The organism is [Enterobacter] lignolyticus SCF1, assembly GCF_000164865.1.
Lineage (GTDB): Bacteria > Pseudomonadota > Gammaproteobacteria > Enterobacterales > Enterobacteriaceae > Enterobacter_B > Enterobacter_B lignolyticus.
Genome location: NC_014618.1, coordinates 247,398 through 265,635, shown reverse-complemented (window position 1 = coordinate 265,635; position 18,238 = coordinate 247,398). Strand labels below are relative to the sequence as shown.

General features: G+C 56.0%; 15 protein-coding genes. 9 read left to right on the top strand and 6 right to left on the bottom strand.

All coding sequences use genetic code 11. The features are described 5' to 3' along the window. Nucleotides 1–11 precede the first annotated feature (11 nt). Nucleotides 12–1,208, bottom strand: a complete 1,197-nt coding sequence (locus ENTCL_RS01210; RefSeq protein WP_013364298.1) for a BaiN/RdsA family NAD(P)/FAD-dependent oxidoreductase — start codon at nucleotides 1,206–1,208, stop codon at nucleotides 12–14. Nucleotides 1,209–1,437: 229 nt separating this feature from the next. On the opposite strand from ENTCL_RS01210, the gene pitA reads away from it, so the two are divergent. Beyond that, complete coding sequence (gene pitA / locus ENTCL_RS01205) at nucleotides 1,438–2,934, top strand: inorganic phosphate transporter PitA (protein ID WP_013364297.1); 1,497 nt, start codon at nucleotides 1,438–1,440, stop codon at nucleotides 2,932–2,934. A 51-nt stretch (nucleotides 2,935–2,985) separates the two neighbouring features. Here the strand turns inward: pitA and uspB are convergent, their stop codons facing one another. Then, complete coding sequence (gene uspB / locus ENTCL_RS01200) at nucleotides 2,986–3,321, bottom strand: universal stress protein UspB (RefSeq protein WP_013364296.1); 336 nt, start codon at nucleotides 3,319–3,321, stop codon at nucleotides 2,986–2,988. Nucleotides 3,322–3,696: 375 nt separating this feature from the next. Between uspB and uspA the strand changes: the two genes are divergently transcribed. Both uspA and dtpB read left to right on the top strand, forming a co-directional pair. Next, a complete protein-coding gene (gene uspA / locus ENTCL_RS01195) occupies nucleotides 3,697–4,134 on the top strand; it encodes a universal stress protein UspA (protein WP_013364295.1) in 438 nt (145 codons plus the stop codon). 252 nt (nucleotides 4,135–4,386) lie between these two features. Beyond that, nucleotides 4,387–5,859, top strand: a complete 1,473-nt coding sequence (dtpB, locus tag ENTCL_RS01190) for a dipeptide/tripeptide permease DtpB (protein WP_013364294.1) — start codon at nucleotides 4,387–4,389, stop codon at nucleotides 5,857–5,859. A gap of 41 nt (nucleotides 5,860–5,900) precedes the next feature. On the opposite strand, the gene rsmJ is transcribed toward dtpB, so the two are convergent. The 3 genes from rsmJ to ENTCL_RS01175 form a co-directional block, all read right to left on the bottom strand. Next, complete coding sequence (rsmJ, locus tag ENTCL_RS01185; RefSeq protein ID WP_013364293.1) at nucleotides 5,901–6,653, bottom strand: 16S rRNA (guanine(1516)-N(2))-methyltransferase RsmJ; 753 nt, start codon at nucleotides 6,651–6,653, stop codon at nucleotides 5,901–5,903. Between the two features lie 8 nt (nucleotides 6,654–6,661). Then, complete coding sequence (gene prlC, locus ENTCL_RS01180) at nucleotides 6,662–8,704, bottom strand: oligopeptidase A (RefSeq protein ID WP_013364292.1); 2,043 nt, start codon at nucleotides 8,702–8,704, stop codon at nucleotides 6,662–6,664. Between the two features lie 87 nt (nucleotides 8,705–8,791). Beyond that, nucleotides 8,792–10,063 carry an acid phosphatase gene (locus tag ENTCL_RS01175; protein WP_013364291.1) on the bottom strand — a complete coding sequence of 424 codons (1,272 nt, stop codon included), beginning with the start codon at nucleotides 10,061–10,063 and terminating at the stop codon, nucleotides 8,792–8,794. A gap of 187 nt (nucleotides 10,064–10,250) precedes the next feature. Here ENTCL_RS01175 and ENTCL_RS01170 point away from each other — a divergent pair, with 187 nt between their 5' ends. The 3 genes from ENTCL_RS01170 to ENTCL_RS01160 all read left to right on the top strand — a co-directional run bounded on the left by ENTCL_RS01170 (nucleotide 10,251) and on the right by ENTCL_RS01160 (nucleotide 12,955). Then, nucleotides 10,251–11,093 carry a 23S rRNA (adenine(2030)-N(6))-methyltransferase RlmJ gene (locus ENTCL_RS01170; RefSeq protein WP_013364290.1) on the top strand — a complete coding sequence of 281 codons (843 nt, stop codon included), beginning with the start codon at nucleotides 10,251–10,253 and terminating at the stop codon, nucleotides 11,091–11,093. A gap of 71 nt (nucleotides 11,094–11,164) precedes the next feature. Beyond that, a complete protein-coding gene (gene gorA, locus ENTCL_RS01165; protein ID WP_013364289.1) occupies nucleotides 11,165–12,517 on the top strand; it encodes a glutathione-disulfide reductase in 1,353 nt (450 codons plus the stop codon). Nucleotides 12,518–12,709: 192 nt separating this feature from the next. Beyond that, a complete protein-coding gene (locus tag ENTCL_RS01160; RefSeq protein ID WP_013364288.1) occupies nucleotides 12,710–12,955 on the top strand; it encodes a hypothetical protein in 246 nt (81 codons plus the stop codon). Between the two features lie 56 nt (nucleotides 12,956–13,011). Here the strand turns inward: ENTCL_RS01160 and ENTCL_RS01155 are convergent, their stop codons facing one another. Next, a complete protein-coding gene (locus ENTCL_RS01155; protein ID WP_013364287.1) occupies nucleotides 13,012–13,644 on the bottom strand; it encodes a hypothetical protein in 633 nt (210 codons plus the stop codon). 685 nt (nucleotides 13,645–14,329) lie between these two features. On the opposite strand from ENTCL_RS01155, the gene ENTCL_RS01150 reads away from it, so the two are divergent. The 3 genes from ENTCL_RS01150 to ENTCL_RS01140 all read left to right on the top strand — a co-directional run bounded on the left by ENTCL_RS01150 (nucleotide 14,330) and on the right by ENTCL_RS01140 (nucleotide 18,222). Beyond that, nucleotides 14,330–14,887: a fimbrial protein gene (locus ENTCL_RS01150; RefSeq protein ID WP_013364286.1), complete on the top strand. Its 558-nt coding sequence runs from the start codon at nucleotides 14,330–14,332 to the stop codon at nucleotides 14,885–14,887. Between the two features lie 78 nt (nucleotides 14,888–14,965). Continuing rightward, nucleotides 14,966–15,676 carry a fimbrial biogenesis chaperone gene (locus tag ENTCL_RS01145; protein ID WP_013364285.1) on the top strand — a complete coding sequence of 237 codons (711 nt, stop codon included), beginning with the start codon at nucleotides 14,966–14,968 and terminating at the stop codon, nucleotides 15,674–15,676. A gap of 29 nt (nucleotides 15,677–15,705) precedes the next feature. Further along, nucleotides 15,706–18,222, top strand: a complete 2,517-nt coding sequence (locus tag ENTCL_RS01140) for a fimbria/pilus outer membrane usher protein (protein WP_013364284.1) — start codon at nucleotides 15,706–15,708, stop codon at nucleotides 18,220–18,222. Nucleotides 18,223–18,238 lie beyond the last annotated feature (16 nt).

Here is an 18,238-nt window from a genome sequence, read left to right as displayed (position 1 = left end):
TTTTATCTTTGTCATTCCACCTCGGCGATCGCCTGCGCGCACGCCCAGGCGCTCGACCACGCCCACTGGAAGTTATAGCCGCCAAGCCAGCCGGTCACGTCCATCACCTCGCCAATAAAGTACAGCCCCGGCGCCTTACGGGCCTCCATGGTACGCGAGGACAGCTCATTCGTATCCACGCCGCCAAGGGTCACCTCGGCGGTGCGGTAGCCCTCGGTGCCGTTCGGCTGTACGCGCCAGCAGGTTAAAGTCTCGCACAGCTGCTGCTGCGCTTTGCTGTTCAGCTGTTTGAGCTGCACGTCCGGGATCTGCCCAAGCTGCTGCAGGCACTCCACCAGCCGCTTCGGCAGCTGCATCGACAGGGTGTTTTTCAGGCTCTGGTTCGGGTGCGCCGCGCGCTGCTCGTCAAGGAAGGCGTCCAGACTGCAGTCCGGCAGCAGATTAATGGTGACGAACTCGCCGGGCTGCCAGTAGCTGGAGATTTGCAGTACCGCCGGACCGGAAAGCCCGCGGTGGGTAAAGAGCAGGTTTTCACGAAATACGGTATCGTCCTGCGCGGTAATGACCGACGGCACGGAGACGCCGGAGAGCACCTGGAGCTGCTCTAGCAGCGGTTTATGCAGGGTAAACGGCACCAGCCCCGCGCGGGTCGGCAGCACCTTCAGCCCAAACTGTTCAGCTACCTTATAACCAAACGGCGATGCGCCCAGGCCAGGCATCGACAGCCCGCCGCTGGCGATAACCAGCCGTTTTGCCGCCACGGTCTCGCCGTTCAGCTGCAGCGTATAGCCGTCGTCGTCACGCGCCACGCTGAGGATCTCCGTGCGCAGTCGGGTGATGACGCCGCCTTTTTCACATTCGGCCGTCAGCATCGCCACAATTTGCTCGGCGGAATCATCGCAAAAAAGCTGACCGAGGGTTTTCTCATGCCAGGCGATTCCGTACTTACCGACCAGGTCGATAAAGTCCCACTGGGTGTAACGCGCCAGCGCCGACTTACAAAAATGCGGGTTCTGACTGAGATATGCGGCGGGTTCGACATAAAGGTTAGTGAAGTTACAGCGGCCGCCCCCGGACATCAGAATTTTACGCCCCGGTTTTTTGCCGTTATCCAGCAACAATACCCGCGCCCCGGCCTGCCCCGCCTGCGCTGCACAAAACATTCCCGCCGCGCCCGCGCCGACCACAATGGCATCAAACCTTTCCACACACTGTTCCTCTCGTCTTGAATGTCGGGAATTGTAAATTTTCCCCAACGGTACGACCACTGAGAATTTTCCTTTCTCAGGCATTCTATTGAAAGATATAGGATAATTCTTGACGTCCGTTTTCAGAGTCTGAACAAAAATCAATAAAAGTCTATATTTCTCTTTGCCCGCGCTGCATTTGTCCTGGATAATGCGCCGCGTTCATGTCCCCCAAATGGCGTAACGTCCTATGCTACATTTGTTTACTGGTCTGGATTTACATACCGGGCTTTTGTTATTGCTTGCTCTGGGTTTTGTTCTGTTTTATGAGGCCATCAACGGCTTTCATGATACTGCAAACGCAGTCGCAACCGTCATCTACACCCGCGCGATGCGTTCGCAAGTGGCGGTGGTTATGGCGGCGCTGTTCAACTTCTTTGGCGTGCTGTTAGGCGGCCTGAGCGTGGCCTATGCCATTGTGCATATGCTGCCGACGGACCTTCTACTGAACATGGGCTCTGCGCATGGTCTCGCCATGGTCTTTTCGATGCTGCTGGCAGCGATTATCTGGAACCTCGGAACCTGGTACTTCGGCCTTCCGGCATCCAGCTCGCACACCCTGATCGGCGCCATCATCGGTATTGGTTTAACCAATGCGCTGATGACCGGCACCTCCGTGGTTGATGCGCTGAATATCCCGAAGGTTCTCGGTATATTCGCCTCGCTCATCGTCTCGCCAATCGTCGGCCTGGTGATTGCGGGCGGTCTGATTTTCCTTCTGCGTCGTTACTGGAACGGGACCAAAAAACGTGCCCGCATTCACCTGACGCCTGCAGAACGTGAAAAGCAGGACGGCAAGAGAAAGCCCCCGTTCTGGACGCGTATCGCCCTGATTCTGTCCGCTATCGGCGTGTCATTCTCTCACGGCGCTAACGATGGGCAGAAAGGTATCGGCCTGGTCATGCTGGTGCTCATCGGCGTGGCGCCGGCAGGCTTCGTGGTCAATATGAACGCGACCGGTTACGAAATCACCCGTACCCGTGATGCCGTGAACAATGTCGAAACGTACTTCCAGCAGCACCCGGACCTGCTCAAGCTGGCCACCGGCGTCGAGCAGATCCAGCCGTCCGCCACGCCGGGCGTTGCGACGCAGACCGAGTTCCATTGCCACCCGTCCAACACCATCAACGCGCTTGATCGCGCGAAAGGGATGCTGGCGAACGTCGAGAGCTACGATAAGCTGTCCGTCGAACAGCGCGGCCAGCTGCGCCGCATCATGCTGTGCATCTCCGACACCACCGATAAAGTGGCGAAGCTGCCGGGCGTAAGCGGCGACGATCAGCGCCTGCTGAAGAAGTTTAAAACCGACATGCTGAGCACCATCGAGTATGCGCCAATCTGGATTATCATGGCCGTCGCGCTGGCGCTGGGTATTGGTACGATGATCGGCTGGCGCCGCGTGGCGACCACCATCGGTGAGAAAATCGGTAAAAAAGGCATGACCTACGCGCAGGGGATGTCCGCACAGATGACCGCTGCGGTATCTATCGGCCTGGCAAGCTACACCGGTATGCCGGTCTCCACCACCCACGTTCTCTCCTCCTCGGTCGCGGGGACGATGATCGTCGACGGTGGCGGTCTGCAGCGCAGAACCGTGACCAACATTCTGATGGCCTGGGTCTTTACCCTGCCCGCCGCGATTGTGCTTTCAGGCCTCCTGTACTGGATTGCGCTGAAAATCATCTAAGCGAGCAAAGCGAAAAACGACGGGTCAGGAAACTGGCCCGTTTTTTTTTGCTTAATGCCAAATCATTAAGCCTATCAGGCTGACAACCACCAGCCCGCACAATGCGCTGGTCAGAATAAACTGGCGGCGCACACGCTCGCAGCGGCGAATAAACTCATCGTCATGATGATCGCGATAACGCTGCGCGTAGATGTACCATACCAGGCGCATCTGTTTACCGGGTTGACCATGGGAAGTAAAAAAACCTCCGCCATCTACGTACTGATAGAGCAAGGGATCGCAACCACGCAGCACGACTAACAGGGCACGCAATGATGAGAAGTAGCGCGCCATATTCACTACACACACGACACATAAGGCCCAAAACAGCGCGACAGTGCTTACCATACCTCCTCCCCGGCGACCCACCCACGGAGACACCTCCGGGGCTACCGCTCCCCCGATAACCAACAGACAGTTCAGTCAAAGAGTGAGAACCCGATCACAATAACGCTTTCGATCGGTTCATTAAATAGTGTAGGAGATCCGTTAATTTTTTTGCCACAAGGTTAACCGTTATCAATAGCCGAAACGAAAAAATTTGTTTAACTAATTGGTGATCAAGGTACATTGACGTAACTTGTGGGTCGTTTTAAGGTTGAATTGTCTACAATGATACCTTAACGCATTTGAGTTGCATGAAGGCGACGAGCGCAGCCAACGCCCATGCAGCTCGAAGTATGACGGGTATAGTCATTAACCACTTAAGGAAGGAGTAACACTATGGCTTACAAACACATTCTTATCGCGGTAGACCTCTCACCAGAAAGCAAAGTGCTGGTGGACAAAGCCGTTTCTATGGCTCGCCCCTATAACGCGAAAGTTTCCCTGATTCATGTCGATGTGAACTACTCCGATCTCTACACCGGTTTAATTGACGTAAATCTGGGCGACATGCAAAAACGCATTTCCGAAGAAACCCACCACGCGCTGACCGAGCTGTCTACCAACGCGGGCTATCCCATCACCGAAACCCTGAGCGGCAGCGGCGATTTGGGTCAGGTGCTGGTTGACGCAATTAAAAAATATGACATGGACCTGGTCGTCTGCGGCCATCATCAGGATTTCTGGAGCAAGCTGATGTCTTCCGCGCGCCAGCTTATCAACACCGTTCACGTCGACATGCTGATCGTTCCGCTGCGCGACGAAGAAGAAGATTAATCCTCCTCCCTGTCGGTACCGCTTAACGCCCGCATTTGCGGGCGTTTTCGTTTTTATGGCCTGCTCACAGATACAATATTTTGATGGTTTGAAAACAATTAGTGTGATCAGCCAGTTGTTTCGCCACCAACCAATCGAATAATCTACACTCGAAATTTATAACAGCATTGTATTTCAATAATGACACCTTCTTCGCACATTTTTACGCGAGTGCGCATACTTTTTTGGGCTGGCTAATAAGGACGATAAAACATGAACACATCTCCCTCCGCGGGTTTACTGCAGCAGCCGCGGCCGTTCTTTATGATTTTCTTTGTCGAGCTATGGGAACGGTTCGGCTATTACGGCGTTCAGGGCATCCTGGCGGTCTTTTTCGTCAAGCAGCTGGGCTTCTCCCAGGAGCAGGCGTTTATCACCTTCGGCGCCTTCGCCGCGCTGGTCTATGGCCTGATCTCCCTCGGGGGCTTCGTCGGCGACCATCTGCTCGGCACTAAAAGAACGCTGGTGCTCGGCGCCATTGTGCTCGCGTTCGGCTATTTCATGACCGGTCTTTCGCTGCTCAAGCCCGATCTGATTTTCCTGGCGCTCGGCACCATTGCGGTGGGCAACGGGCTGTTTAAGGCCAACCCGGCAAGCCTGCTCTCCAAATGCTACCCGCCGAAAGACCCGCGTCTCGACGGCGCGTTTACCCTGTTTTATATGTCCATCAATATCGGTTCGCTGCTGTCGCTGTCGCTGGCGCCGGTGATTGCCGATAAGTTTGGCTATGCGGTGACCTATAACCTGTGCGGCGCCGGGCTTATCGTCGCCCTGCTGGTCTATTTTGCCTGCCGCGGCATGGTGAAGGACATTGGTTCCGACCCGGACCACCGGCCGCTGAACGTCAAAAACCTGCTGATGGTGCTGGCCGGTACGGTGGTGGCGGTATTTATCTGCGCCTGGCTGATGCACAACGTCAAAGTGGCCAACCTGGTGCTGATCGTCCTCTCCATCGTGGTGACGATTTTCTTCTTCCGCGAAGCGTTCCGCCTCGATAACACCGGGCGCAACAAGATGATCGTCGCGTTTATTCTGATGATCGAAGCGGTGCTGTTTTACATCCTGTACGCGCAGATGCCCACCTCGCTGAACTTCTTCGCCATCAACAACGTGCACCACGACATTCTCGGTATCACCATTAACCCGGTCAGCTTCCAGGCCCTGAACCCGTTCTGGGTGGTGGTCGCAAGCCCGGTGCTGGCGGCTATCTACACGCGTCTTGGCAACCGCGGCAAAGACCTGTCGATGCCGATGAAATTCACCCTCGGCATGTTTTTATGCTCGCTCGGCTTTCTGACCGCCGCCGCGGCAGGGCTGTGGTTTGCCGACCCGCAGGGGCTGACGTCGCCATGGTTTATCGTGCTGGTGTACCTGTTCCAGAGTCTGGGCGAGCTGCTGATTAGCGCCCTGGGGCTGGCGATGGTCGCCGCGCTGGTGCCGCAGCGCCTGATGGGCTTTATTCTCGGGATGTGGTTCCTGACCCAGGCCGCCGCATTCCTGCTCGGCGGCTATGTCGCCACCTTCACGGCGGTGCCGGAAAACGTTACCGACCCGCTGCAGACGCTGCCGATTTATACCAACGTGTTCAGCAAAATCGGCCTGGTGACGCTTGCCGTCACGGTGGTGATGGCGATTCTGGTGCCGTGGCTCAACCGGATGATTAATACTCCGGCGACCAACCGGTAGCGAATCCTCCAAGATCTCCTCTCCCGGCCGGGAGAGGAGCGTTACTCCGCCGTCCCCGCATAAATATCAAACCGATGCCCTTTGGTCACTACCGCGTTTACCGTCGCGACGTCCGCCAGCGGCGGCGCATAGTCCGGCCGTTTCACCACCACGCGCTTAACGGCCAGCTTACGGGCGGGCTCCAGCAGGCCATCCGCGTCGAGGTCCGGCCCCACCAGCGACTGAAACACCCGCATCTCTTTTTTCACCAGCGCGCTTTTCTGCTTATGGGGAAACATCGGGTCGAGGTACACCACCTGCGGGCGCGGGGTAATGTCGGTGAGCGCGGTCAGGCTGGAGGCATGGATCAGCTGCAGGCGCTCCCGCAGCCATGCGCCGATTTCCGGGTCGGCATAGCCGCGACGCAGCCCGTCGTCGAGCAGCGCCGCGACGACCGGATTTCGCTCCAGCATGCGCACGCAACAGCCGACGGACGCCAGCACAAACGCATCGCGTCCAAGCCCGGCGGTGGCGTCCACCACGTCGGGCAGATAGCTGCCCTTAATGCCGACCGCCTTCGCCACCGCTTCGCCGCGGCCGCCGCCGAATTTACGTCGGTGCGCCATTGCGCCGCCGACGAAATCGACAAAGATGCCGCCAAGCTTTGGTTCATCGCGCTTACGCAGCTCAAGGTGCTCTGGCGTCATCACCAGCGCCATCGGATTGTCATCGTCCTGGATAAGGCCCCAGCGGGCGGCAAGAACAGATAAGGCGCCGTCTCCGGCGCCTGTTTCATCAACTAAGCAAATCTTCACGCAGGATCTCAGCCTTTAATTCCGTAGTGCTCAAGCATCGCATCCAGCTGCGGCTCGCGGCCGCGGAAGCGCTTGAACAGCGTCATCGGCTCTTCGGAACCGCCGCGGCTCAGAATGTTGTCGAGGAACGACTGCCCGGTCGTGCGGTTGAAGATCCCCTCCTCTTCAAAGCGGGAGAAGGCGTCCGCCGCCAGCACGTCGGCCCACAGGTAGCTGTAGTAACCCGCCGCATAGCCGCCGGCGAAGATGTGGCTGAAGGCGTGCGGGAAACGGCCCCAGGACGGCCCCGGCACCACGGCGACCTGCTTTTTAATCTCGGCCAGCGTATCGAGGATTTTCGCGCCCTGCGCCGGGTTGTACTGCGCATGCAGACGGAAGTCGAACAGGCCGAACTCCAGCTGGCGCAGGATAAACATCGCCGCCTGGTAGTTCTTCGCCGCCAGCATTTTATCCAGCAGCGCTTTCGGCAGCGGCTCGCCGGTTTCATAGTGGCCGGAGATAAACGCCAGCGCGTCCGGCTCCCAGCACCAGTTTTCCATAAACTGGCTCGGCAGCTCGACGGCATCCCACGGCACCCCGCTGATACCGGAAACGCCGGCGGTCTCCACGCGGGTCAGCATATGGTGCAAACCGTGGCCGAACTCGTGGAACAGGGTGATCACTTCATCATGAGTAAACAGCGCCGGTTTGCCGTTGACCGGGCGGTTGAAGTTACAGGTCAGATAGGCGACCGGCTTTTGCAGCGTGCCGTTGGCTTTACGCATCTGGCCGACGCAGTCGTCCATCCACGCGCCGCCGCGCTTGTTTTCACGCGCGTAGAGATCCAGATAGAAGCTGCCGCGCAGCGCGTTGCTTTCGTCGTACAGCTCGAAGAAGCGGACCTCCGGGTGCCAGACGTCAACGTCGGTGCGCTCTTTAGCCGTAATGCCATAAATGCGCTTAACGACCTCGAACAGGCCGTTAACGGCTTTGTTCTCCGGGAAATAGGGGCGCAGCTGTTCGTCGCTGATGCTGTACAGATGCTGTTTCTGCTTTTCGCTGTACCAGGCGATATCCCACGGCTGCAGCTCGTCAACGCCAAACTCGGCTTTCGCATAAGCGCGCAGTTGGGCCAGCTCTTTTTCGCCCTGCGGACGGGCGCGTTTCGCCAGGTCGGTCAGGAAGTCCAGCACCTGCTGCGGGTTTTCCGCCATTTTGGTCGCCAGCGATTTAAACGCGTAGCTTTCAAAGCCCAGCAGCTGCGCCAGCTCGTGGCGCAGCGCGAGGATCTCTTCCATCACCGGACTGTTGTCCCACTTCCCGGCGTTCGGCCCCTGGTCGGACGCGCGGGTGGTATAGGCGCGGTACATCTCTTCCCGCAGTTGCCCATTCTCGCAGTAGGTCATGACCGGCAGATAGCTTGGTATATCGAGCGTCAGCAGCCAGCCTTCCTGCTCTTTCGCCTCGGCCTGCGCTTTGGCGGCCGCCAGCGCGCTTTCCGGCATCCCGGCCAGCGCAGATTCGTCGGTAATCAGCTTCGTCCAGCCCATGGTGGCGTCGAGAACGTTATTGCTGTACTGGTTGCCAAGCTCGGACAGGCGCGCGGCGATTTCGCCATAGCGCTTCTGCTTCTCTTTCGGCAGGCCAATACCGGACAGCTCAAAATCGCGCAGCGCATTATCTACGGCTTTCTTCTGCGCCAGGTTCAGCGCGGCATAGTTGTCGCCGTCGCGCAGGTCGCGGTAAGCGTTGTACAGGCCTTCGTGTTGCCCAACCCAGGTGCTGTATTCGGACAGCAGCGGCAGCGTCTGCTCATAGGCTTCGCGCAGCTCAGGGCTGTTTTTTACCGAGTTGAGGTGGCTTACCGGAGAAAAAATTCGCCCCAGGACATCGTCAACTTCCGCCAGCGGCTGGCACAGCGTCTCCCAGCTGTACGGCGCCCCCTGCTCCACGACCTGCTCCACCACGGTGCGGCAGTCGTCCAGCGCTTTGGTCACGGCAGGCACGACATGCTCCGGCTTGATGGCGGAGAAAGGCGGCAACTCAAAAGGCGTCAGTAATGGATTGGTCATAAGCGCGTCCTGTTGAAAAGAATGAATCAGGCGCGTATTCCAGCGCCTGTCAGATGAGATGTAGCATGGGGGTAAGTGTAGAGGATTTCAATGGGCTTGCTTTGCCGCCGCATACGCCGCAGCAAGATCCAGACGCTGCCAGAACTGCTGTTCCGGCGTCGTTCCGGAGAGCGGATACCCCGCCGGAATCGCGGTTTTCACCATCAGCGCGCGGCGCTGGGCGGCGGAAAGCTGCGGCAGGGCGCTCTCCAGCAGCGCCTCGGCGCCTGCCGGCACGACAAGCGTCGCGCGCTCCCCTTTCTGCTGCGGCAGGCCGTAGGTCATGGTGAAGCGGTATAGCGTCTGCATCGCCGGGTCGCGGTACGGATCGTTTTTCCCGTCGGTTTTCGCACACTGGGCCAGCGCCATGCCGCACTCTTTTTCCAGCGCGCTGCGCAGCTGATCGCGGGCTTCGTTAAACAGCGCGCGGTATTTCGCATCGTTCAGATAGTGCGCCACGTTGCTCTGCGCCACCATCCGCGACCCCATCACGTCCAGCGGGTAATGTACGCCGAGCACAAGCCGCGAATAGCCGTAGCGCGCCCCGCGCGTCACCAGCGCCTCATAGCGCTCCGGCAGCATCTGGGCCATCAGCAGCGCGTCGGTGTAGCCGGTATTAGCGTGTCCGCTCGGGAACGAACCGCCGTCGGCGGTGTACGGCGTCTGGTCTTTCGCTACCGTGTCGTCAGGCACCAGGTGGATGGTATTGCCGCTGACGAGGAACGGGCGGGGGTTGTTGAAATGCTTCTTCGCCGCCCCCGTACTGACCTCGCTGGCTTTAATCAGCGCCGCCGCTTTGCCGATTTCGCCCTTGTCATAGGCGGTGATAAACGCCTTGCCAAGGCGCGGCCCCAGCGCGTCGCTGAGGAAATAGAGGTAGCTTATCCCTTCGGCATCCGCCAGCGCCTGCTGGCGCGTTGCCGCCGTCGCGTCGCGGTTGATGGCGGTGACGGTCGCCAGGTTCGCCGCCAGCACCGGCGACGGCTGCGCGGTGAACGCCGAGAGGAGCGAGATCCCCGCCTGCTGTCGGGCTTTGCTCTGGAAATCATACCCTCGCGCCTTCAGCCACGCGGTATCCGCAAGCGTCGCGGACTGCGTCGAATGCCCCAGCTGCTCGCGGCTCAGCGTCGGCGAATCGCCTTTCAGCGCATTGCGCAGCGCCGCCAGCGACTGGCTTTCCAGCGCATCATACGACGCGCTGGGGGAGGCGGGCGTCACGCTGGCGGCAATGGCCGCCGCGGCGTTCAGCGACACCTCTTTTGCCAGCGACGGGAACGCAAAAACGAACGATACCGCTAACAACGTAAGACGTTTTTTCATTTTTTATTCCTTTTATTCAATTGATTACCTTGCTTTTTACCGACGCTAGCGCGGGTAATTGACCGTTTTATGACACCGTTATGTTTAGCAACGCTTTTCCTTCATCACGACGGGCGCCGCGCATCAGCGGTAATCCATCGCAATCTGCGGTAAACTGTCGGCATCGTTTTTAATTTCGGAACTCCTGATGCTCAGTTATCGCCACAGCTTTCACGCCGGCAACCATGCCGACGTCCTCAAACACACCGTCCAGAGCCTGATCATTGAAGCGCTGAAAGAGAAAGATAAGCCATTTCTCTATCTCGACACCCATGCGGGCGCCGGACGCTATCAGCTGAGCGGTGAGCACGCGGAGCGTACCGGCGAATATCTGGAAGGTATCGCCCGCGTCTGGCAGCAGGACGACCTGCCCGCCGAGCTTGAGCCTTACATCAGCGTAGTCCAGCATTTCAACCGCAGCGGCCAGCTGCGCTATTACCCGGGTTCGCCGCTGATTGCCCGTCAGCTGCTGCGCGAGCAGGACAGCCTGCAGCTGACCGAGCTGCACCCGAGCGACTTCCCGCTGCTGAAATCCGAGTTTCAGAAGGATGCGCGCGCCCGCGTGGAAAAAGCGGACGGCTACCAGCAGCTGAAAGCTAAACTGCCGCCGGTTTCGCGACGCGGGCTGATCCTTATCGATCCGCCCTACGAGATCAAAACCGACTACCAGGCGGTAGTCTCCGGCATCAATGAAGGCTATAAGCGCTTTGCGACCGGCACCTATGCGCTGTGGTACCCGGTGGTGCTGCGCGCGCAGATCAAGCGCATGATCAAAGATCTTGAGGCTACCGGTATTCGTAAAATCCTGCAGATTGAGCTGGCGGTGCGTCCGGACAGCGATCAGCGCGGTATGACCGCATCGGGCATGATCGTCATTAACCCGCCCTGGAAGCTGGAAGCGCAGATGAACAGCGTGCTGCCGTGGCTGCATAAAACGCTGGTCCCGTCCGGCATCGGCCACACTTCCGTTAGCTGGATAGTGCCTGAGTAATCGCAGCCATCGGTGGAACCTTTTAATACCCGGTATACAATCGCGGCAATCAACGATCAAGGATACAAGCTATGACTAAGCATTATGACTACATCGCTATCGGCGGCGGCAGCGGCGGTATCGCCTCCATCAACCGCGCGGCTATGTACGGCCAGAAGTGTGCGCTGATTGAAGCGAAGGAACTGGGCGGCACCTGCGTTAACGTCGGCTGCGTGCCGAAAAAAGTGATGTGGCACGCGGCGCAAATCCGCGAAGCGATTCATCTGTACGGCCCGGACTATGGCTTTGACACCACCATCAATCACTTTGACTGGGAGCGTCTGATTGCCAGCCGTAGCGCCTACATCGACCGTATCCATACCTCGTATGACAACGTGCTGGGTAAAAATAAGGTGGATGTCATCCACGGTTTCGCCCGTTTCGTCGATGCGAAAACCGTCGAAGTGAACGGCGAAATCATTACCGCCGACCACATCCTGATCGCCACCGGCGGCCGTCCGAGCCACCCGAACATTCCGGGTGCGGAATACGGTATTGATTCCGATGGCTTCTTCGCGCTGCCGGCGCTGCCGAAGCGCGTGGCGATCGTCGGCGCAGGCTACATCGCGGTTGAGCTGGCGGGCGTGATTAACGGCCTGGGCGCGCAGGCGCATCTGTTCGTGCGTAAACACGCGCCGCTGCGCAGCTTTGACCCGCTCATTATCGAAACGCTGGTTGAAGTGATGAACGCTGAAGGCCCGCAGCTGCACACGCACGCCGTGCCGAAAGCGGTAGTGAAGAACGCCGACGGCAGCCTGACCCTTGAGCTGGAAGATGGCCGCAGCCAGACCGTTGACTGCCTGATCTGGGCGATTGGCCGCGAACCAGCCAACGACAACGTCAACCTGGCGGTAACCGGCGTTAAAACCAACGACAAAGGCTATATCGTCGTCGACAAATTCCAGAACACCAGCGTTCCGGGGATCTACGCGGTGGGCGATAACACCGGCGCCGTTGAGCTGACCCCGGTCGCCGTGGCGGCGGGCCGCCGTCTGTCCGAGCGCCTGTTTAACAATAAGCCGGAAGAGCACCTGGACTACAGCAACATCCCGACCGTAGTCTTCAGTCACCCGCCTATCGGCACCGTGGGCTTAACCGAACCACAGGCGCGCGAGCAGTACGGCGACGAGGCGGTAAAAGTCTATAAATCCGCGTTTACCGCCATGTATACCGCCGTAACCTCTCACCGCCAGCCGTGCCGCATGAAGCTGGTCTGCGTGGGTCCGGAAGAGAAAATTGTCGGCATCCACGGCATCGGCTTCGGCATGGATGAAATGCTGCAGGGCTTCGCGGTCGCGCTGAAGATGGGTGCCACCAAGAAGGACTTCGACAACACCGTTGCGATTCACCCGACGGCGGCGGAAGAGTTCGTGACCATGCGCTAAGGCATTAGCCTGCACTTCCCTGAAGCCCCGCGCCTGCGCGGGGCTTTTTTTATCCGCTATATTTAAAAGTAAACAAAATAGCCGGGTCATACACACCAATTGCACCGACGTGCCTTCCAGCGACACGTAACAATATCGTCGGAGCCTGACAGGTTCTTACATTATGTCTTTATCTTTATCAGGTTGTTTACTATGAACAAAATTATTTTTTCTCTGGTCACCGCCGCGCTGCTGATGCCGGCCCTATCCGCCCATGCGACCTATCAGGGCGAACAGCGCCAGGATGCGCGTAACGTCCGTCAGGAAACCCGTACGCAGGGACGTGAAGAAAAACGTGATTGCGTGGCCAGCAATAACAAGAGCAACGCGCAGTGCCGCCACGACAAACGTCAAAACCGCCAGACCGGTCGGCAGAATGCCCGTGATGTGAAGTGGTAGCGGAGGTTATTCGGGCGCCTGATGCTGCAAGACTCTCGCGCCCGGAATGTTACTTGTCAGATAAACAGGCTATGCAGCCTTGCGCCCATCTTTGATTCGCCCCTGAGCTTGGTAACATAGACCGACTTAACGTTCGCCCCTATTTTCGTCGCGACTTTTTTGGGGGTTTCGCCGTGGTACAGATGGGATAAAAGCGCATACTCTTTATCCGTCAGTTTCTTTATTCCTTTTGCTGGTCTCAGCACTCGCCCCATAAATGCGGCTCTCGATTTACTGGAGACCACCTGATGATCATCATTATAAAAAATAATTGCACTAATAACCGTATCGGCACGATCATGATAAAACCAGTAGTGCGCAATAGGCTCCATAACCTTATCTGTAAGTAAAATCAGGCGTGCGCCTTTAAAAGTATCCAGCCAACTATCGGTGAGAAACAAACCCAAGTTATGATAGTTAAAATCAATAAAAACAACGGGTTGCTTTATTAACCTCTCTTTGCTATCAAATAATATCTCCTGCATTCCATCAATAAGATATTGATTCTCCTGTGGCCAAATATAATATTCAACTCCGATGCAGTCATCGACTTTCTTATCTTTAAACAGGCATGCATTTTTACAACCTAAACACTTAGCATTAAGAATGCTATCACAAGAGCTGCGTTCATACGGCTTCTCTTTACACATACCCACCCCTGAAACTTAACTTTTCACAAATATAACAGATTTATTTAATATATTTATACAGATGACTTAACATATACATAGGATTATGCTACCAACTGTGCAGAGCCAGGCATAAAATGTATGAGATGTAATCCGGACCAGGTATTTCTCAGCACCAGCAGATGTTAAAACAAGGAGGGAACTCAACGCAGAAAAATACCACTTAGTGAAAAATATAAATTTATTCCATCGCCTGCTTATTAGAAAGACTATAGAAGTACCACCTGCAACTTTTGATTATAGATGCTAGTCATTCACTTGCAATCTAAAATCAGCGAGCCAGAACACATTATGGATAAAAATATAATTACACAAGTTATTTATTAGCTTCATGAATGATTCCTCTTGCTCATGCCATCCATTCGCTATCATCGCTTGTTTCACTCAGCATCATAAAATTATATTGGCCGGTGGATAAAACCCCACCATAATTCCGTTTTTACTCTATCCTTCCTATTCATTTGTTATATATTCCTGGCGCCATGAATTATGTTCTTCGTTGCGATCCGACTTCGCCAGTGCTAGTTTTATTTCAGAAGCGAATCATTATGTAACTATCCATTAATTACTAATTATCACGAGATAATATGATTCACCTCTGAATAGAAAACAATGCCATGCGTCTTATTCAAAAAGGATACAACAGATGACTAGCTCTATGAGAAATATATGCCTTCTCATCGCCGCGGGTGTAATTTCATCTTCAGCTTTTGCAGCGCCAACCGTTACCTTTCAGGGGGAGGTTACCGACCAGACATGCTCTGTCACGATTAACGGACAATCAAACTCCATTGTGATGCTGCCAACCGTAGCAATGACCGACTTCGGCGCCACGCTGGCGAATGGGCAAGTCGCCGGATTGACGCCATTTACCGTTTCTCTCACCGGCTGTACCGCCAGCGGCTCTCCACAAAATATTAGTACAAAATTCCTGGGCTATAACGTTGATGCTACCTCTGGCGTGATGGGGAACCGCGCGGCCACCAACGCGGCGAGCGGCTTCGGTATCCAGCTGACCGACAGTGGCACTGGGGGAAGCCCAGTGATGCTCAATGGGCCAACGAATGTCGCGGGTCTGGTGCTGCCTGCCGGAGCGACGTCCACCAGCTATGACTTCGGCGCCCAGTACTACGTTATCGATTCCAGTACGGCAGCGCCAGGCGCGGTAACCGCAGTCGCCGAGTATACCGTCAGTTATTTCTAATGCCCGATATTAAGGCTGTAGCGTCTACAGCCTTATATCTGTACCAGCCATTCCTGGAATATAAAAAGAGGACGTAATATGCGTGTTTTTCCTCTACTTGCGCTACTCCTGTCACTCCTTACTGGCAATATCGCTTATGCCAGCGTAGTGATGACTGGCACACGTGTTATATTCCCGGAAAACACCAGGGAAAAAACTGTCCAATTAAAGAATATGGACAGCACACCATATATCGTACAACTACAACTTGAGGGCGGCGAGTCTGCCACAGGCGATTTATCGCAATTTGTTATTACGCCGCAGATTTTCAGAATGGAACCTAATGCAGGTCAATCAATACGCATCATCAATTCGGGCGGTATCCATCTTCCTCAAGACCGTGAATCACTTTTTTATCTTAGTTTCACCCAATTACCGGCAATGAATAAAAACGACGCCAGCACGAATAAGTTAGTTATTGCGATTACTAACAAAGTGAAGGTGTTCTATCGACCGAAATCAATAGCTGGCGATCTGGACGTCACGCTTATCGCTAATGGGCTAAAACTGCAATCCACCAGCAACGGCATTCAAATAACCAACCCTGACAGTCATTATTTATCCGTTCGCCATGCCAGCTTAATCATCAATAACAAAGAGATGATGCTGGCGACTAATACCATGATCGCGCCAGGAGCCACCACATCCTGGACGGCCGCAGCCCTTCCCGGCAGCCTGAAAGGCGCTCGCCTGCGTCTGGTGCTGGTCAATGATTTCGGCGTTGATGTGAGAGTAGAACGCAGGTTCTGAAAAGCGTCAAATAAAATGGAATTAGCGGTATGTATAATAATAAGAATGTTGTTTTATTTTCTTTTGTCATCATAAACCTGATGTCTTTGCCTGCGATCGCTGGCGAAAGCGATGCGCCGCAGGCCTCTTCTTCTGAAACCTATTATTTCGATCCTGCTCTGTTCCGCGGCGGACGTTTTAGCCAGGCTACCTTGTCCCGGCTGGCTCAAGCCGATGCCATTGCACCTGGCAGATACAAAGTCGATATCTATATTAACGGTCGCTTTATTGCCAGCGACGATATTACCTTTATCGCCGATACCCGCAATACGGTGCAACCCTGCCTGACGCATGAGCAACTGAACAAAAGCGGCATCAGCGAGCCAGAATCCGCAAAAACATCCGATTGCGTACCGTTTAACGCCATATTCAAAGGCGCCAGCAGCCGTTTCGATCTTTCGCAATTACGCTTAAATCTCAGCATTCCGCAAAACATGATGCAGAACCTTCCCCGCGGCTATGTTCCTCCGGATACTTTAGACACGGGCAGCACGCTCGGTTTTATAAACTATATCAGCAATATATATCATGTCTCCTACTCAGGCGGGAGTAGCAACCAGGACTCTGCCTGGCTCTCGCTGAACGGGGGGCTCAATATCGGCTCGTGGCAATATCGGGAACTGTCGACGCTGAGCTGGTCCCATGAAAACGGCAGCAGCTGGAACAATATTCGCAGCTATCTCCAGCGCCCGCTGCCGTCAATACAAAGTCAACTGGCCATGGGCCAACTGATCACCACCGGGCGATTTTTCTCGGGGCTGAACTACAACGGCGTGGCGCTAGCGACCGATGACCGTATGTTACCCGACTCCATGCGCGGCTATGCCCCTATCATTCGCGGGCTGGCGACCAGCAACTCCGTTGTTTCCGTCACCCAAAACGGCAACGAAATTTACCAGACCACCGTCGCCCCAGGCACATTTGAAATAAAGGACCTCTACCCCACCAGTTACAGCGGCGATTTACAGGTAAAAGTCACTGGCGCCGACGGCTCCGTCAATACCTTCAGCGTCCCCTTCTCGGCGGTTCCTGACTCTATCCGGCCGGGACTTTCTCGCTACCAGGTCGCACTCGGGCGCACGCGCGATAGCGGCGATAATTCACTCTTCGGCGATATCACCTGGCAACATGGCGTGACCAACGCTATCACCGCCAACAGCGGTTTACGCATGGCGGACGGCTATCAGGCGCTAATGTTCGGCGGCGTATATGGCAGCTTTTTAGGCGCGCTGGGTCTGGATTTAACCTGGTCGCAGGCGAAAATGCCGGAGGGGCAGGATACCAGCGGCTGGATGGCGCACCTGTCCTACAGTAAAACGTTCCAGCCCACCAATACAACGGTCTCACTTGCCAACTACCGTTATTCCGCCAGCGGTTATCGGGATCTCAGCGACGTGCTAGGGATGCGGGAAGCAGCGCGCAGCGGCGACAGCTGGCAATCGTCAACGTGGATGCAGAGTTCGCGCTTTGACCTTTCGCTCAACCAAAGCATTCAGGAGTATGGCAACTTATTCATCACCGGCTCCCTGCAAAATTACCGGGATAGCCGCGGCCATGATACCCAACTGCAGTTTGGCTACAGCAACAGCTTCCGTAACGGCATCAGCGTTAACCTGACTATCGCTAAACAGCGTACCGCCGGTGAGTATGGTTCCGAAGGAGCGAAAGAGACCATAACGTCGGTCTCTTTCTCCATTCCGTTCGGCGGCGGAACTTACCACGCCTCGACCATCAGCGCCGCCTGGACGCATACCACCTCGTCCGGCGATCAGTACCAGACGACCGCCTCAGGGATTGCCGACAAGGATCAAACGCTCAGCTATAACCTGAGCGCGCTGCGCGACCAGACCGGGCACCAGAATACCTTCAGCGCCGGCGTGCAACAACGTCTGCCGGATATGAACCTCGGCCTGAACGCTTCCAGCGGCAACGGTTACTGGCAGGCTTCAGCCAACGCGCAGGGCGCACTGGCGGTACATTCCGGCGGCGTGACGTTCGGACCTTACCTTGGGGATACCTTTGCGCTGGTCGAGGCAAAAGGCGCGGAAGGGGCGAAAGTGTATAACTCACAGCAAACTACCATCGACAGCCGCGGCTATGCGCTGATCCCGGCGGTAACCCCCTACCGCTTCAATCGCATCATCCTTGATCCTCAGGGCATGGATGAAAGCGCTGAGCTGATTGATAGCGAAAAAGAAGTCGCGCCGGTGGCCGGTGCGGCCGTCAAAGTCGTCTTTACGACCCGCAGCGGCATGCCTTTGCTCATTACAGCCCGACAGGCAGACAGCAGCAGCGTCCCGCTTGGCGCAGAGGTGCTCGACGAAAGCGGTTCGGTCATTGGCATGGCCGGACAAGGGGGACAAATCTACGTTCGCGCAGAACGTGCGAAAGGGGCGCTGACCGTACGATGGGGGGATGCTTCAGGCGATCGCTGCACGCTCCGCTACAACGTGGAAAACCAGTCGCAGCACCAGCCGCTTATCAAGCTGGCCGCCGTCTGCCGGTAACGATACCTGAAGAAAT

Excerpts from the sequence above, each read along its gene's own strand:
- ENTCL_RS01150 (WP_013364286.1), top strand. The coding sequence starts at position 14,330 with ATGACTAGCTCTATGAGAAATATATGCCTTCTCATCGCCGCGGGTGTA.
- uspB (WP_013364296.1), bottom strand. The coding sequence starts at position 3,321 with ATGGTAAGCACTGTCGCGCTGTTTTGGGCCTTATGTGTCGTGTGTGTA.
- ENTCL_RS01155 (WP_013364287.1), bottom strand. The coding sequence starts at position 13,644 with ATGTGTAAAGAGAAGCCGTATGAACGCAGCTCTTGTGATAGCATTCTT.
- ENTCL_RS01160 (WP_013364288.1), top strand. The coding sequence starts at position 12,710 with ATGAACAAAATTATTTTTTCTCTGGTCACCGCCGCGCTGCTGATGCCG.
- ENTCL_RS01145 (WP_013364285.1), top strand. The coding sequence starts at position 14,966 with ATGCGTGTTTTTCCTCTACTTGCGCTACTCCTGTCACTCCTTACTGGC.
- dtpB (WP_013364294.1), top strand. The coding sequence starts at position 4,387 with ATGAACACATCTCCCTCCGCGGGTTTACTGCAGCAGCCGCGGCCGTTC.
- ENTCL_RS01140 (WP_013364284.1), top strand. The coding sequence starts at position 15,706 with ATGTATAATAATAAGAATGTTGTTTTATTTTCTTTTGTCATCATAAAC.
- prlC (WP_013364292.1), bottom strand. The coding sequence starts at position 8,704 with ATGACCAATCCATTACTGACGCCTTTTGAGTTGCCGCCTTTCTCCGCC.
- uspA (WP_013364295.1), top strand. The coding sequence starts at position 3,697 with ATGGCTTACAAACACATTCTTATCGCGGTAGACCTCTCACCAGAAAGC.
- ENTCL_RS01170 (WP_013364290.1), top strand. The coding sequence starts at position 10,251 with ATGCTCAGTTATCGCCACAGCTTTCACGCCGGCAACCATGCCGACGTC.
- pitA (WP_013364297.1), top strand. The coding sequence starts at position 1,438 with ATGCTACATTTGTTTACTGGTCTGGATTTACATACCGGGCTTTTGTTA.
- ENTCL_RS01175 (WP_013364291.1), bottom strand. The coding sequence starts at position 10,063 with ATGAAAAAACGTCTTACGTTGTTAGCGGTATCGTTCGTTTTTGCGTTC.
- gorA (WP_013364289.1), top strand. The coding sequence starts at position 11,165 with ATGACTAAGCATTATGACTACATCGCTATCGGCGGCGGCAGCGGCGGT.